Here is a 15689-nt window from a genome sequence, read left to right on the forward strand (position 1 = left end):
TTTCGCCATAAGAAAATCCCCTCCGGCAGTTCAGTGCTTTTGTCCATCTTACCAGATGGACTTTTTTCACTGTCTACCGTATGGGGATAATACCACATCATAGATCAGTGTAAGTCCTTTTTTTCGCTTCAGATGAACTCCGATGCCCAGGGCATGTACATCATGACAATGAACCACGTCATAACGGGCATGTTCGCATAATTCCCACAGTCGAGTGGCAAACTGTTTCCGGACCATCGCATCTTTGGCCACTTGGACCATAGGGGTGCGAACCACCCGGTAAACCCCTTTTTGGATACTCTGGTTCGTCTTTTGATCCACATAGTGTTTGAGCCGCTTGGTGTATACCGGAAAACGTAACAACCGCACCCGGTCGTGAAGTTTCGGTGGGGACTCCGGCAGTATTTGTAAACAAGCGATGTCCACATAGCAGCCCGCCTGGGCAAGAGCTACCGCTTCCCGCTGCACTCTGGCATCATAGTGAATATCCTTGAACAACACCATCAACACACGCATCGTCGCCTTCCTCCCTTCAAGGTTTGGAAGCTTCTCGCCACATCTTAAGTCCGACCGCTTCCGTAGAAGGCGCCGGACACAGGATACAGACGCATGTGCAAATCCGCCGATCTTCTCGGACGCAAAAAAACCGGAGGGTTAAAAATCATTCTGGTGATGAAAACCAATCCGGATGATAGCACCAAGAAATTCAGTTCCGTTTCCACTCTGTCACTGTCACGATTCTGTAAAGTTTTTTCCCCGATCCCCCGCCTGGGTTCAGCTCTTTTTCACTTGATTCCAAAACTCTTTTACAGGAGGCCGTGACTGGGGAGCAGCCAACAAGCTCTGCATGATCAACTGTTCCAAAGGTTGGGGCACGTCTTGGCGATAGGAACGGACCGGCAACAAATCCCCCCCAGGAGCCGGACGACTACCGGTTAACATGAGATAGGACAGTGCTCCCAGAGAGTATGCATCCACTGCCTGATCCTGCCGGCGGGCAGCCTCGGGATCCTTTAGACTCGTACGGCTTCCGCGCGTTTTAGGTAGTAGACCCAAGGGACCCCCATACAAGAAGCGAATTGAATCTGCGGTGATCAGCATGTTCTGGGGATGGACCACAGTAAACATTCTCTGTTCGTGTATCCGCACCAAATGGCCGGTAATCCTCTGCAGAAAATGCATTGCCTGATCCAAGGGGAGGGGGACGGAGCGGAAAAGATGATGAGCCATCAGATTCCCCTCCAATTTTCCATACACCTGATAGAGCGTCCCCCCTTCCACAAACAAGCCCTGAAGCGGAAAAAAAGCACTCCGATCCCGTTCCAGCAGACGCCGAAGCTCCGTTCCCTTTCGGAGCAATCCAATATCCAGCCCGTGTAGAAAGCGCGTCGGGGAGGACTCCGATGATTCCTCTTGCGGGGCGACTTCCGCATAGTAGAGAACACCCTGGATGAAAGGAAAAGATTGGAATACTCGGAATGTCCCCCGAATCCGCTCGCCCTTCTGTTTGATCTTCATGGACACTCTGACTCCTTCACACATGGTACGCCATCAGGACAGACAAAATTTTCGTCACCAATCTACAATATTCCACATGATTCTGTTGCGTTTATTCTATCATGAAGCGCAGGGGCTGGACACCCTTTTCCCATAGGAACTTGGCGGGTCGTCTCAGGAAGAGGTTGTGGATGGGGTGAGGCCATGGACGCGGCTCTACCCATCTCCTATACACTTAGCATCAGGCGTGTTGATTAGCTATATACTAGTGTCCCCTCAGAGAACATTGTGTGGAAAATCACAGGAAGGTAAGGATGGTGGGGAGGCGAAGAGCCTTTGCACCCATAGGTCACAAGTCTCGCCAGGGTCGCTTTCCGCTCCCGGGTCTCGCTATGCGCTCTTGGCAAGAAATCGTAGCCAAACAAATTTTACGATAGGGGCACAACGGGAAGAGCGAAAGGATCCTTTCGCTCTTCCCATCATCCACTTGAGGATTCATCAACAGCCCTGACTGAACATAAATAAGGAGCGAACTCAGCCGCTCCTTTCTTCTATGAAACCATCGATACCAACAAAATAATTGCAGCAATCAGCAAGATGAGCAAGTAAGGAATCGACATAAAAAATGCCGCCAATGCACAGGTTCCCAACCCCTTCAGATTGGAGAAACCATACACTTCAGCCACGCTTCCGACGATAATCACCGCACTCCAACCTTGCAAGACGAATTCCATAAACAAAAAGAACAATAAAAGAAGACTTGCAAGGATTCCATCTACCCCCGGCATGTCTTTCATAAAGAGACTGTCCCCAAACAGAATCAACTCCGGCACCCACAACAGCAACCCCCACGCCATTGGGACCAGACCCCATCCTGTGGCCAACGAGACTTCCTTAAACGTAGCTTTTCCGCCAAGAATCTTGCCCGACAACATCACCAACAGCGTAAAAACAGCCCATAGAATCGCCGCGGGAATCGGCCCCAGAATAAATGAGAAAACGAAGATCAACGAAATCGGCAGCCGATCACCCAAATCCTGGCCGGATGCATTGTCCAACAGGAAATCCGCCCCTACCAACAGCAACAACAACCAGATCCAATGATAGGAATGGGATTGGGTCCACATGATTTGCCGCACAGTCTGCCGAGGACGGAGCCACATGGAAAACCAAGGATTTAATACCCGGGCCGGCTCCGGCGCCTCAAAATCTTGATTCACCTGATTCAACTGACAGATACCTCCTGCTGAGATCATCCTATGAATTCTAACATATACTGAAAAGTTCAGGAAAACAAGAGAATCCCATTCTCCTCCATAAAAAAAGCCCCCTCGATCTGAGATCAGGGGGGAGTTCGATTATTATTTAGTCCATTCCTCTACCAGCTCCCGGTGATCCTCCACCCAATCCTTAACCGCCTTTTCCGGGTTATCGGTATCCTCCATTTTCTTCATCAATGAACCTACAGCCTCATCATCCATGTGCCAATTATTCATCCACTTAACCACTTCCGGATGATCTTTTTCAAATCCCTTCCGGGTCACATAGTAGATGGAGTCGGGATCCCCAAACACTTTTTTAGTGTCCTTCAGATACTTCAAATCATATTTATTGAAGGCCCAGTGCGGATTCCACAGCGTCACCACCACCGCTTCCTTCTTCTTGTAAGCATTGTCCAATTCAGTCAGCATGGCCGGCTCGGAGCTCTCAATCAACTTGTAATCCAGGCCATAGGACTTGATGGCGCTTTCTGTCAGCTTCATCTGACTGGCTCCAGGATCAATCCCCACAATAGAGGGCTTGCCACCCCGTTTGAATTCATCCTGATACTGATTCAGATCGGCGATGGTCTCCACATCTTTCATATATTTCGGTACAACCAAGCCCAGCTCTGTCCCTTTATACCAAGATTCATGCCGTTCTACCCGATCCCTGTATTTATTATAGTAGGGTTTATCCGTATGGGGCAGCCATACATCGACAAGCATATCCATATCCCCGCTAGCCACGCTGGCCCACGCGGGAGCTTTCTCCGTCTGGGTTAGCTCCACCTGATACCCTTTTTCTTCAAGAATATGCTTCCACAGATAGGAGGATGCAATGTTATCCACATAGTTATTGTGGGGAATCTTAATCGTCCCTTTTCCGGACTCTTGCCCCTCTTTTCCACTCCAAAGGTAAATTCCGCCCACCAACAAAGCGGCAATTACCACAAAAATTGCGACTTGTTTACCACGACTCATCGATTCAATAACAGCTCCTTTTGGATCACTGACGTAATACTACCTTAGAGGTATGAGTAGAAGATGTCAAATTGGTGAAGGATCCAACTGGATATCATTTGCATTGGTAAACTAAAAGGAAAAGCCAAGGAGAGTCCGATGAACAGCAAGGTAATGATCGCGACTCTCCTGTGAAACCTCATACTCATAGAGTTCTCCTTTGATCAACAGTCACTCATATTTTCCTCTCATTTCTTTAGCCTTTTCATCAATCTTATCTTGCAATGTCTTTTCATTACTTTCTAAAGAACCTTCCATCTCATTATATCGTGTTTCTCGATATTCGCTTAGTACACCTTTTCTATCATCTACTAGATCCCATGCATCATGTTTTGCATCGTCCCTAAACTTTTCCTTTCTATTGAGATAATCTATAGCATCCGTCATTCTGTTCCATTCTTGTTCTACCTGATTATCAAGTTTCCCAGCAAAACCAGATAATTTTTTCAGCTTTTCAAGTTTGTCGTAAAACTGAGATCTTATATTTAAACTTTGATCAGTATGCCAATGGCTCCATTCAAGCCTCAAATCCAAATATTGTTCATCAAAGTAACTTCTCAGATCTTGCTCACTTTCCACGGTCTCATACTCGCCTCCCCCGGCCTCAGCAACCTTTTGCAAGGCTTGTTGACCCGCATCGTCTACATCAAAACCGATGATGTTCACGACGGCCTGGATCTGGGATTGCTTCAGTTTCTTGGCTTCTGCCACCGGGTCGCCTCCGCAGGTTTCCACCCCGTCACTCACGATATAGATCATTTGGGTGGCATCTTCATCCTCTCCTTTCTCTATCTCCTCCCGAGCTGCCTTCATAGAAGCGGCAATCGGGGTCCAACCCGTTGCTTGAAACCGATCCAAGGACTGGCTGAACTTCTTTTCTTGGTAATTGCCCAGGGGATACACTTCCTCCGTACTCTTACAGGAGACAGCTTTGTCCTTTTTGGAGTTGCTGCCTTTGTGTCCATACACCCAGAGGGAGACCTTAGCATTTTCAGGCAAGGAGGAAGCAAACCGGTCCACAGCGGCTTTGGCCAAGTTCATCTTCATCCCCCCGTCTACCTGCCCTGCCATACTTCCACTGGCATCCAGTAGGATGGAGACGTGAAGTGGTTTTTCCTCCGCTGTTTCCCGTCCATCCGTCCCCTTAACCCCACCTGGGGTATCCCCGGTCAGTTCCAGCCCGGTATTAAAACGGTCCATTTCCTTGAGGACAGGGCGATAATCCTCTGCAAAAAGAGCCAGGAGATGCTTGTAGGCCTCTTCATCGCTCAGATCATCGGGCAGTTGATCCAGGGCTTGTTTCACCTTTTTCTCATCATAGGCCTTGCCAGCGAACTTCCCAGGTCCTTCTCTGAGCATTCCCTCCGCATTCTCCGCCGGCTCTTTCTCCTTTTTTTCCTGTTTGGTTTCTTTGGGCTTTTTCGTAGTTTCCAGATTTGAGGAGTCCGTGGAACAAGCAGTAGATAAAAGCAAACATAGAGCTAAGCTGAATGAACATACCATCTTTAAAGTTCGCATAAGCCGTCTCCTTTCCATGGATGAAGGTTAGGGATTAAGAAAACGAAATATAACAGGGGAAAGGAAGGTGATATTTGTTCCTGTTGGATTTATCCACTCCCCCTATTCGGCATACTCGGGGAGGAGGAAGCAAATTGGTTTACCGCTTTTTGGATAACTTCATCTTTTCCCCGCCCTCCACACGACCCGACATACTGCCGCTGGCGTCTAGTAAGATCGCTACACTCATCTTCTTTTCTCCTTCTTGAGGAGCACCTGACTGATTTCTTGTCGGAGAGTCAAACTTCACATCATAGGTCGTATCAAAATGATCCAACCGTTTGACCAGCGGTTTATAGTCTTCAGCCATCAGGGCAATTAACTGATTGTAAGCTTCATCCGCTGACATCTCAGGTAAATATTTCAATTTATTCCTAAATTGAAATTAAAAAATCAGATGACAACGTCAGCAATATTTGAACGGGTAACATGATGGTTAAACCTAGAATCAAGATCTTGTAGATGTTTTCTTTGTATATTCTTAGTGCTTCTCTAAATTCCAGCATGGATTCGGCTCCCTCATCTTGGGTTTCTCGTAGCATCCAAGATTTTTTGAAACTCTTCTTCGCCAACTTTAATCCGTGCAACATCATCTTGTACGTCTAACACGTCCTGCCTCTCTCGTTTATTAAACCGCATACGCCTATGCAAGGATTTGATTTTTTGTAATCGCCACCTTCCTACCAGATCCCACAGAGGAATCTTTTTGGAGAGGAAACGGATCACCTGCTCTCTGGATTCCTCGGAATTCAGACCAAGCAAATGCTGATTATTCTTAGCATGTAACATTTTTATCCATTCAATATCCAATTTCTCATCAATCGTTTGATCTGTAATCTTTCCCCGTCGTCCCATCTCTTTATATAATTGTCTTGCATTTTGATAAGATTCTTGAATCACCTTATACTCTCGCAAGATCCCCCCTGGAACTTCAACAAACTCACGAAAAGCATTTTTCACTTTGTTCGGCATATCCGCCTTATATTGGTTGTACATTTGCTTTAGCAATTTCTCTTGAATATGCCAAACCTGGTCTACTGTATAAGACCAATCAGATCCTAATGTGAAAAATTGAACCATTTTAGAGTTCACTCCTACGGTTACTCTTAGGATCCCTTCCACATCCTGATGAAAGGGAACCATACCATCTTCCCTGACAATCAGATGTCCTATGATTTTTTTGTTTTTCCGATAAACGGCATAATAATATAACTCATTGTTATATTGGGTCCGATGGACAAAGATCTCGTAACTTTCCCCCGGCTGCTTATAATGTAGGACTTGATCCACCACTTTTTTGGGTGGTTCCGGAGATTTCTTTTGATTCACAAAACCTCTCCTTCCAGCATACAAATTACTATTACTTGAACAAACCCCCTATTTTTTTTAACCCATCGCCAATCACTTTACCTGTTTTTTTAATTCCTTCTCCCACCGCTTTGGATCCTTGGGTAAGTTTTTCACCATGCCATTTTAATCCCTGTCCAATCTTTTCTTTTCCCCAATTCCACCCTTGGGCGATCTTTTCACCCGTCCATTTCAATCCTTGACCGATCTGTTTTCGATTTGCATAGATGGTGCTGACAGCCCATAACCCCGCACCGACCGCAGCCACGCCTCCTGCTGCTGGACCTGTAAAGGGTGCCGCCGCCATCAATGCCCCTCCTACATTTCCCACTGCTTTCATACTATAATCCACAGTTTCTTGCCCCGAGTCTGCAGTGATTGCTTTATATGTATTGTCAGGCGTGTTGATTAATCAAAATAAGTATAAAACATACGAGTTCGTCGAAGGTGATCAAACAATAGTAGAGCCCATTCAGCAGGGAGTTGTGAGTTCCACAGATCCCGGGTGAAATCCAACATCGAGACAGGATGAAATCTTGCGGGTTTTCCCACACGATAAAGCCAATGCAACAAGACATAAGCGATGCAAGCGCCCAAAAGCTGCCCATAAACCGCGTTCATCGTGGTCCCGAAGAGGTGTTTCACATTCAAATGCTGCTTCATCCAGCGAAAAAAAAGCTCGACTTGCCAGCGAGCCCGGTACAATTCAGCAATGGTTTCGGCGGAGACTCCGATCAGGTTCGTGGCGACATGAAACACCCGTCCTTTTTCACACCGAAAAGTAACTACCCGAAAACGGCGACGAGATTCCCCAAGAAAACAGGTGCCGTCTTGAATGATGGGAGAATCTTCAAAGGACCACCGACGCAGGGACTTCCAGTTTGAATGAACGTAGTTCTTCCGTAATCGCACCACAAAGTGGACACCTGCTGTGTCCATCGCTTCCATTCGCTTAAAATCCACATACCCCCGGTCTTGAACGGTCACGGTTTGTGGGGTGTTTAAAAGTTGGGGGGCGATCGCAGAGTCATGAATCCGGGCCAACGAAGTTTCGACCTGAGCCAACGCCTCATTCGACAGATCCAGACGAACATGTAACTTCGCACCAGATTTCTCTCCTCGAAACCGAGCCCAGGGAAGACAGCCTTCACCCACAGTCACAGTGGTGGAATCCAATGCAAAGGCGGGTTCTGGCAAGGAAAGAGAACGCCGGGTCGACCGGTTGCAGCTTTGGATCAGCAGATCCAACACTTCTTTCACCAAGGTGTAAGGGACTTCAGAAGCTTTCTAGGGATCCACATAACCCGGGTCTCCAGGCTCTTTCCCCCGATTTTGCGCCATCACCGCATTCATTCGCCTCTGTTGTTCTTCCTGGACCATCTGATCCAATTTTTTGGTGGCTGCCAAGCTGGCACTGTCCGCTGCCACTTGAGAAGTCGAATGAGTCATCCATACTACAGCTAAACTTGCCAGAAACATAAACATCATCATAAAGGCCGGTAATCCAGCTACCCATAAAGTGGTGACATTACCTCGCTTGCCATGTATAACCTTACCTATAGGGAACATTGCATTTGCCTCCCCAGAAAGACTACCGATTCAAGGTATCGATCCCGGTCCAATCCAGATATCTGATCGTAACGAAAATATAAAAAAGAGGGTAATAAAAAAGACTAGCAAGGAAGTTCATAATCACGATGATTAAATAACTGCCGGTAAAGAGACTGGTCCCCACTTTTATGACAGTATAAAAATTCAAAGGAATGGAAATCCCGGGCAATAACAGACTAAAAAAAGAGAGTCAGGTAGGAATCGTCTTAAACGGTTTAAAGGTCTCTTAACGAATCCCACCTTAATAATCACAAGTAGAACATATATTATTGTTTGGTCATCTCTTCTTCTTGATCCTTTATATCTTCTTTTGTTTTCTTCTCTGCTTCATCGAGCTTATTTACCATTGACACTTCCAGTTTGTCGAAAAACTTTGTCATATTACTGTCTCTCCAATAAATTTTGTCGGAAAGACCCTCTTCATCTTTAAGCTTCCCTTTTTTCTCAAGATATTCGACCGCCTCATCTAAGTGGTTAATCTCCAGTACCTTTATGTATGCGATTCCTCTCTCATTACCATCTGGCTTTTTAAAAAGAAGATCCCGTACCTTTCTAACTTTTTCTGCCCATTTCTCGGTCGCCTTATTTTGACTGTATATTGACCAATCTTCCCATTCCCGCTTGATCCTTTCTTTTTCCCCCTCTAAATACTTCTTCAAATCATCACCCGAGGTCACCGTTTGATAAGAACCCTCTGCTTCCGCCACCTTTTTCAACTGTTGTTGACCCGCATCATCCACATCAAATCCGATGATCTTCACCATCGGTTCAATTCCCGACTCCCCCAGTTTCTTCGCTTCTTTTACTGGATCTCCCCCGCAGGTTTCCACCCCGTCACTCACCACATAGACGATGTTTCGTGTCTTCTCCCCTGCCCACTCTTTCAGATCCTCCCGAGCCGCTTGGATTGCCGAGGCCAAGGGAGTCCAGCCAGTGGGTTTAAACCGGTCCAAGGACTGTTCAAATCGACCGGATTCATAAGCTTTCAGGGGATAGACCAATTCATTGCTTTTGCAGGAGACTTCCTTGTCTTTTTTCTGATTGCTTCCCTTGTGGCCATAGACCCGCAGGGAAACCTGGGCTCCCTCCGGCACGTCAGAAGCAAACGCCCGGATCGCCTGTTTGGCCAAGTCCATCTTGATACCGCCATCGACTCTACCAGCCATACTGCCGCTGGCATCAAGAAGAATTTCCACATTCATCTCTTCCACGGAGGGGGCATCGATTTGGTTATCCGGCGTTTTTTCATTCACTCGGATGGTGGGATCCAGACTCATCAATTCCTCATATTTCGGACGGTAGTTCTCCCCTAACAGATAAACCAGTCGGTTATAGGCTTCCTCCGTACTCAGATCATCTGGAAACTGGTCCAAAGCTTGCTCCACTTTCTTGGCATCATAGTTATCCCCGGAGAAGCGGCCGGGCTTCTGCTTCATGATCTCCTCCGGTTTATGAGCAGCTTGCGGGATCTTTTCTTCTTTTTTCTCCGGTTTCTCTGGATTGGCTCCCTTTTCTCCAGTACTGCATCCACTTACCATCAGTGCCACCGACGAAACAATGGTAATAAAAGCGGGAAACCTTTTCATTTTATCTCCAACCTCCTGGTCTTGAATCGGTCTTACTCTTCAATCAATATGTCTTTTTTTGCATACCAAGCTCTTCTCTATTCCTCCCACACATCAATCCTAGAATATATATACGAGTGAGAGGCAGATGGGTTTCAGTGGTTCCTAAAATGAAAAACAGCAGCCATAATAGCCGCTGTTCATTACCTCATTCCCCTTCATACTTTGCCTCCAATGAAAAGGAACCCATGGGAAATTGGGTGAGGGGAGCATTGGTTGGAGTGTCGCTTAGAAAGAGGTATTTCCGCCCTGAAATCGTAAAGCGATCTTGCTTCGCCATGTCCAGCAGTTTTTCCGGGGTATCTCCCTCTTCCATTTTTACCAGGACTTCAATCCCCTCCCAATAACGTTGTCCAGGTTGAATTTGATAGTTTTCAAACTCTTTACTGGAATATAATGCTCTTTTCTCAATTTCATTGGAAAAGTCCGGTTTCGTTCGGATATCGATGAGGTCTATAATATTTGAATCATTGTTCAGTTCACATATATACATAATCCGTTTATAATCCCCAGGATGATCCACTATATCAGTTGCTTGCTTAGGAGTTAAGCTATATTGCTCTACCCAGTAGTCCTGTTCCTCATCACTTTCCACATTTAGCAGTTTAGCTTTCACAATTTTAGTCGTCATTGGCGTACTAAAATAAATCGTTAAATATACCCCAATCAATCCAACTACCATAAGACTGATGACAATCATCACCATAGGAAACCTCCGTTGAAAGGACTTCATCATTTTTCTCCTTTTTTAGGAATCCTATCTTTTAAACGAACAATATATATAACTGTATTTTTACTTTCTGGTTTGTCCAATACTTTTTCATAAGTTTTACTTACCCGTGCATCTCTCCTGAAGTTGGAATGGCCGGAAAAAGCCAAATTTCTCATTTTTTGCATCGGTTATAATGGTAGCATGATTGATCTTTTTATCCCCTTCCCAGTCCCAGTACAGTAAATCCCCTTCTTTGACGATACCTTTTTTCTCTAATTCGCGAAGCTGTTTGGGACTGGTTATTTTAATTGGGTCACCTTTTGAGTATCCGTTCTTCTTGTTGGAAAAGTATTTAAACTGATCGTGTGCAACCGTCCATGTATGTTCATAATCCGAACCTATGGTCCAATCGAGCAGTGGGATGGTAAAGCCTTTTTTATAATTCCAGTCATCGTTCATTTCGAATCCAGATGCCACTAAGCATTGGGAGACAAAGTTCGCACAATCCACCATTTCTCCCATTTCTTCGTATTTATCTGTATTGATCTTATGACTCCATTTTCTAGCGTAATCTACAGCTTTTTCGCGATCGTATTCTTGAGTGTTTACCTGTTCTTTCTTAGGTTTTACATTTTGCGAATTTGTCTGCTCTATTGGTTGAGGAATATCAGAAAGAGGTAGATTCCCTTCATTCCCAGACTGGGAATCAGTTCCCCCACCGTTAGCACCAGTTAAATCTCCATTAATGATGGCTATAATCTTATCTTTGATCATGACTTGGCCATCATTAGCCATAAAATTGGTCAATAACACTGCTGAGACTAGAATCGCAGCCAAGATCATAACATATTCTACTGTAGAAGCTCCCTTTCGATTAAAAAGGAGGTTTTTCCCCCACTCCCTATGTTTCATCGCCTTCTCCTTCTCTTAATACATGGAACACACTTATGGTAATATCTCCTTTGACGTCACCTTACCAGTTAATATATCAATATACACTCTGTAATAATTTTCTGTTGTTGAAAGTCTGACACTCCACATCGGAGGATTGGATTCACCGTACAAAACTAATGAATCCACCTGATAGTTCAGTTGTTCATCCTCTTTTTTCAAAGTATCTGTGGCAATCTGTATCGCTTTCTTACTGTCAATCCTCCACTTTTTTAGATCAATGGCTACAGGTTCAATTTTGGAGTCCCTATCCTGTTCCCGGATCCGTAGGACTTGTTTCTTCTCCAGATCCATTTCAACGGTTATGATCCTGGGCACCTCTTCTCCCTTAGCCTGACCTCTATACCATAGCTCTGCTTTTTCGGGAGAAGAACCTTTCATCATCAAATTAACCTCTCCCAAATCAAATTTGTCATTTCCTCCATACTCTTTCACAAAGGGATGGGCTGCTTTTACAAGATCTTTTGCACTCATCAGATCCACTTGAGAAGGAAGAGGCTGATTAATCTCTTCTCCCCAGGATTGGAGATAATAAAAAAAACCTATGGCCAGTAGCAAAAATGAAGAAATACCTAGGATGACAATTTTTTTTACACGCATCAGACTCCCCACCTGTTTAACATCTTCTCAATCCAAACCTAAAATTCTTCTATTAGGAGCTAAGTATTGCATGGTCTTATCGGAGTAATTTTTTTGTTTCTCCGGTGATTCTGCGTTATACCTACCGATCACAGCTCTCCATTGTTCTTCTGTAAGTTCATTAAGATCTACTGATTTTCCGTATAACTGCCAAGCTTCGTATTTCAATACCACAGCAATGCTATGAATATTGGCCTCATCATTATCTGCCAATATTTTAGCTGTTTTATAAGTATCTTCACCTTCTACTATTCCGTACTTCTTACTCCCTTCGGAATTCACTACTCGCCATGCTTTTTGCGCCGTTCCCGGAAATATAGCTCCTAATCCAACGGAATGTCCTTTTCCTCTGATGTATGTGTCCATCATATTCACCCAATCAGGTGCAGATTGGGTGATCTGTTCTTTAACGATAATTGAAGCAATAGTTTCGGGAGGTACATCATACTTCTCACCTGCAGCGATAATCGTATCCTTTTCCTCTTTTAATACCCGTTCAACCAAGCTTCTCTTCATGACTCTTAATCTTGACCCTGGATATGTTTTAGCTACGGCATTCCATAGCTCATCATCCCTTATGAGATGATCCAAAAGATCTTCCAAACTCTCATTGAGCGAACGAGTCGGAATGTTCGGGGAACCCTTTCTATCCCCTTTCCCATCTCGATTCCACTACCATCACAGTCGGAAAGGGGCGACTGCCATGGGCCTGTTTTCAAGGAAATCATTCTGGGGTTAAGTTACACGTCAGCCGAGGCTCCCCTCATCTTTATCCAAATTACGGTTAATCCACAGACCTGCTTTTGTCCATAACTTTATCCGTTCTTAATAATCTCCCCTTTTTCTCCCTTGTGCTTTCCTGCAACCTAGTTTTTTTGGAATCATACCATTTGAATTAGACTCTTGAAACACATTATAAGCCGTGCTTTAAATATAGGGAGAATCATAGGGTTCAATATACAAACCGGTCTTTTTTATGTTATCCATTACCTTCTTATCATTGAAGCTACTTCCCAAATACATATAATAATCATACCCAAAGTGCGCAAAAATTTTTCGATCATCGTCCTCAAAACTGATTTTTCCCCAAATATGTTCACGAAGAATTAAACGACATAGATTGCCGATTTCTTCATAGCAAAGACTATATCCATCTTTCAATTTCAAAAAAAGGCAAAGTAATTCTTGAGGATAAAGTTCAAAGTATCTTTCTTTAATAACTTTGATCTCCTCAATGCTATCAACTTGTTCAAAATCGCAAATTTCCACGGAATAATCTTTCACTGGTTCGAAGAAATATTCAACTGCTTTGATGTAAGCTTCCTCAACTTGAATATACTCATTCACCGTTAACCTGGACCCACTTGTAATTCTTCCAACATCAGAAAATGAGGTCCAGCTCTCTTCTAAAAAAAAACCATCTTTATCGCGTTTATTCGGATCGTATTTAGTAATTCGCCAACAATACATTTAATCACCTATTCTGTTTAAATTTGCGTCATAGGTACCCATTCTGGTTTTTTTGCTTTTTAGGTTTTTTACTGAGTCAGCCATTTTCCAACCCTCCCCTTTATGTTGGTCCACATCAGGAGTAATATATTTATTTCCTTTTTTAAACACTGGCTGACCATGAGATTTATAATTTGTTTTTTTAAAACCTAGCTTTTTTGCAGCTTCAGATGCTTCTTTAGCAGTAATTTTCTTCGGACACCCACACGCAGTCTTTTTCCCTTTCCGGGCCACGTTGTCTAAGTTTTTCTTGCCTGCGGTTAAGGCTTTGTCTCCGTACTTCAGGGCCATTTTTCTGCCCTTTACCGGTTTGGCGATGGGAACTACCAATGCGCCTCGAAAGAGGCGTTCTCCCCATCCGATCTCGTTGCCATCTTCATCCACTCCGGTGATGGCTGCTTTGGCGTCGTGAAAACCGATGAAATCCAGCGCTACATCTCCAGCTCCTTTGGCAAACTGTAACGCCGCGTTTTCATCCTTCTCTTCGGGGAGTGGGCCATCATCTTTTGTGAGAAGGAACTTGCTTTGTATCACCGATATTCTTGACTGAATAGAACTCGCTCCATCTATTATCCTTTTTGTCCTTATTTTATGCATCGCTTATCCGACCCGAAAAGATAATCCCCTCGACAATACCGAGAGGATTGAGCGCAGGAAAATGTCAGAATAACATCTCCGTACTTTATGGTTCTCTGATTTTATTGTAATGGTCTCTCCCTTATTTCAGATTTTCACCCCCTTTTAGCCTCTTTTAAGCTTACTTCGGCTGCTTCTTTAAAAGTGAACCTTAAAGTCTCTTCCACCACTTGCTTAAATTTGTCTATACTAAGCCAATCTCTTTTGTTTAAACTGATAACTCCATCACACCGATCCGCTATTAGAATAGCTGCCTGATATACAGCTTTTTTATCAACTAATAAAACAGGATTTTCTACTTCAATCATCATTTGTTTATATGCAAGTTTTATTTGTCTATCCTCAAGCTCTTCATCTGATTCTAAATAAAAATTAATATTTACTTTAGAACCAAACAAACCACTCCACCTACGATCATCCAACCATTTATCCCAAGATAAGGCGAATGTATCACATTTCCATAGAGGTAAGTTAAATGCGGAAATAGAGAAATTTACATCCCCCCCCCACATCGCTTTTACCAACTGTTCTTTATTCGGAAATTTACCCTTTCGATTGATCTCCAGAAAAATCTCCATGGAATCACCTCATAAATATTCGTTTATCTGTGTTCCTTGACATAGTTTACATACCTTTCTATATTTTTTGTTAAATCTTCTATTTTACCTTTTCCCACCGCTTTTTTGATGTTTTTTGGTATTTGTGATTCAACTGGTAAATCTGGATCTATTCTAATATCGATATCGGACCTTTTTCCTTTACCCATTTGAATTTGCACCTTATTACCATCCGGTTCAGCATCGACTCTTAATTTCCCTTTTTTTCCTTGATAAACAATATCTATAGGCTGTCCAAAGGTTACACTTGTTTTTTTACCGGGGTTATTTTTACCTCCCCCCTTCTTCGGACACCCACACGCGGTCTTCTTCCCTTTCCGGGTCAGTTTGTCCAGGTTGTTCTTGCCTGCGGTTAAGGCTTTGTCTCCGTACTTCAGGGCCATTTTTCCGCCCTTTACCGGTTTGGCGATGGGCACTACCAAAGCGCCTCGGAAAAGGCGTTCTCCCCATCCGATCTCGTTTCCCTCTTCGTCCACTCCGGTGATCGCTGCTTTGGCGTCGTGAAAACCGATGAAATCCAGCGCTACATCTCCAGCTCCTTTGGCAAACTGTAACGCCGCGTTTTCATCCTCTTCTTCGGGAGGTGGTGGGCTATCGACCTTTGGAGAAGGCGTTGGCTCTAAATCGGCTTCTTCAAAAGGAAGATTAGATTCTTACTACCTGATCAGATTATAGACAACCCCTCAGGCTAAAGCTGAGGGGTTGA

Annotated in this window: 17 protein-coding genes and 2 pseudogenes; all 19 read right to left on the reverse strand. The window is 44.3% G+C overall.

Annotated elements, in window-relative coordinates; all coding sequences use genetic code 11:
* Positions 1-66: 66 nt before the first annotated feature.
* Positions 67-516 (reverse strand): glycosyltransferase, encoded by a 450-nt coding sequence (locus tag JOD24_RS14640; protein WP_429247189.1) that lies wholly within the window; start codon positions 514-516, stop codon positions 67-69.
* Positions 517-774: 258 nt separating this feature from the next.
* Positions 775-1518 carry a protein kinase family protein gene (locus tag JOD24_RS14645; RefSeq protein WP_380167014.1) on the reverse strand — a complete coding sequence of 248 codons (744 nt, stop codon included), beginning with the start codon at positions 1516-1518 and terminating at the stop codon, positions 775-777.
* 530 nt (positions 1519-2048) lie between these two features.
* Positions 2049-2726, reverse strand: a complete 678-nt coding sequence (locus JOD24_RS14650; protein ID WP_429247190.1) for a hypothetical protein — start codon at positions 2724-2726, stop codon at positions 2049-2051.
* Between the two features lie 132 nt (positions 2727-2858).
* The gene (locus JOD24_RS14655) at positions 2859-3740 is read right to left on the reverse strand and encodes a glycine betaine ABC transporter substrate-binding protein (RefSeq protein WP_429247191.1); all 882 of its coding nucleotides are present in this window, start codon (positions 3738-3740) and stop codon (positions 2859-2861) included.
* Between the two features lie 210 nt (positions 3741-3950).
* A complete protein-coding gene (locus JOD24_RS14660; RefSeq protein ID WP_429247192.1) occupies positions 3951-5297 on the reverse strand; it encodes a VWA domain-containing protein in 1347 nt (448 codons plus the stop codon).
* A 139-nt stretch (positions 5298-5436) separates the two neighbouring features.
* On the reverse strand, positions 5437-5703 hold the full coding sequence (locus tag JOD24_RS14665) for a hypothetical protein (protein WP_429247193.1): 267 nt from the start codon (positions 5701-5703) through the stop codon (positions 5437-5439).
* A 152-nt stretch (positions 5704-5855) separates the two neighbouring features.
* Positions 5856-6665 (reverse strand): hypothetical protein, encoded by an 810-nt coding sequence (locus JOD24_RS14670; RefSeq protein ID WP_429247194.1) that lies wholly within the window; start codon positions 6663-6665, stop codon positions 5856-5858.
* Positions 6666-6696: 31 nt separating this feature from the next.
* Positions 6697-6990, reverse strand: a complete 294-nt coding sequence (locus JOD24_RS14675) for a hypothetical protein (protein ID WP_429247195.1) — start codon at positions 6988-6990, stop codon at positions 6697-6699.
* Positions 6991-7091: 101 nt separating this feature from the next.
* A pseudogene (locus JOD24_RS14680) lies at positions 7092-7949 on the reverse strand (IS4 family transposase); the annotation flags it as partial.
* 21 nt (positions 7950-7970) lie between these two features.
* Positions 7971-8252 carry an Rv3654c family TadE-like protein gene (locus tag JOD24_RS14685; protein ID WP_429247196.1) on the reverse strand — a complete coding sequence of 94 codons (282 nt, stop codon included), beginning with the start codon at positions 8250-8252 and terminating at the stop codon, positions 7971-7973.
* A 308-nt stretch (positions 8253-8560) separates the two neighbouring features.
* Complete coding sequence (locus JOD24_RS14690; RefSeq protein ID WP_429247197.1) at positions 8561-9880, reverse strand: vWA domain-containing protein; 1320 nt, start codon at positions 9878-9880, stop codon at positions 8561-8563.
* A gap of 187 nt (positions 9881-10067) precedes the next feature.
* Entirely contained in the window at positions 10068-10625 is a 558-nt protein-coding gene (locus JOD24_RS14695; RefSeq protein WP_429247198.1) for a hypothetical protein, read from the reverse strand.
* A gap of 123 nt (positions 10626-10748) precedes the next feature.
* Complete coding sequence (locus JOD24_RS14700; RefSeq protein WP_429247199.1) at positions 10749-11543, reverse strand: amidase domain-containing protein; 795 nt, start codon at positions 11541-11543, stop codon at positions 10749-10751.
* A 33-nt stretch (positions 11544-11576) separates the two neighbouring features.
* Complete coding sequence (locus tag JOD24_RS14705) at positions 11577-12182, reverse strand: hypothetical protein (protein ID WP_429247200.1); 606 nt, start codon at positions 12180-12182, stop codon at positions 11577-11579.
* A 27-nt stretch (positions 12183-12209) separates the two neighbouring features.
* On the reverse strand, positions 12210-12737 hold the full coding sequence (locus JOD24_RS14710) for a lysozyme family protein (RefSeq protein WP_429247201.1): 528 nt from the start codon (positions 12735-12737) through the stop codon (positions 12210-12212).
* A 411-nt stretch (positions 12738-13148) separates the two neighbouring features.
* Entirely contained in the window at positions 13149-13691 is a 543-nt protein-coding gene (locus JOD24_RS14715) for a hypothetical protein (protein ID WP_429247202.1), read from the reverse strand.
* Positions 13692-13910, reverse strand: a pseudogene (locus JOD24_RS14720) (toxin C-terminal domain-containing protein); the annotation flags it as partial.
* A gap of 551 nt (positions 13911-14461) precedes the next feature.
* Positions 14462-14944, reverse strand: coding sequence for a hypothetical protein (locus JOD24_RS14725; protein ID WP_429247203.1), 483 nt, complete (start codon positions 14942-14944; stop codon positions 14462-14464).
* Positions 14945-14967: 23 nt separating this feature from the next.
* On the reverse strand, positions 14968-15459 hold the full coding sequence (locus tag JOD24_RS14730) for a hypothetical protein (protein WP_429247204.1): 492 nt from the start codon (positions 15457-15459) through the stop codon (positions 14968-14970).
* Positions 15460-15689: the final 230 nt, after the last annotated feature.

The organism is Kroppenstedtia sanguinis, assembly GCF_050433445.1.
In the GTDB taxonomy this organism is placed as follows: domain Bacteria; phylum Bacillota; class Bacilli; order Thermoactinomycetales; family DSM-45169; genus Kroppenstedtia; species Kroppenstedtia sanguinis.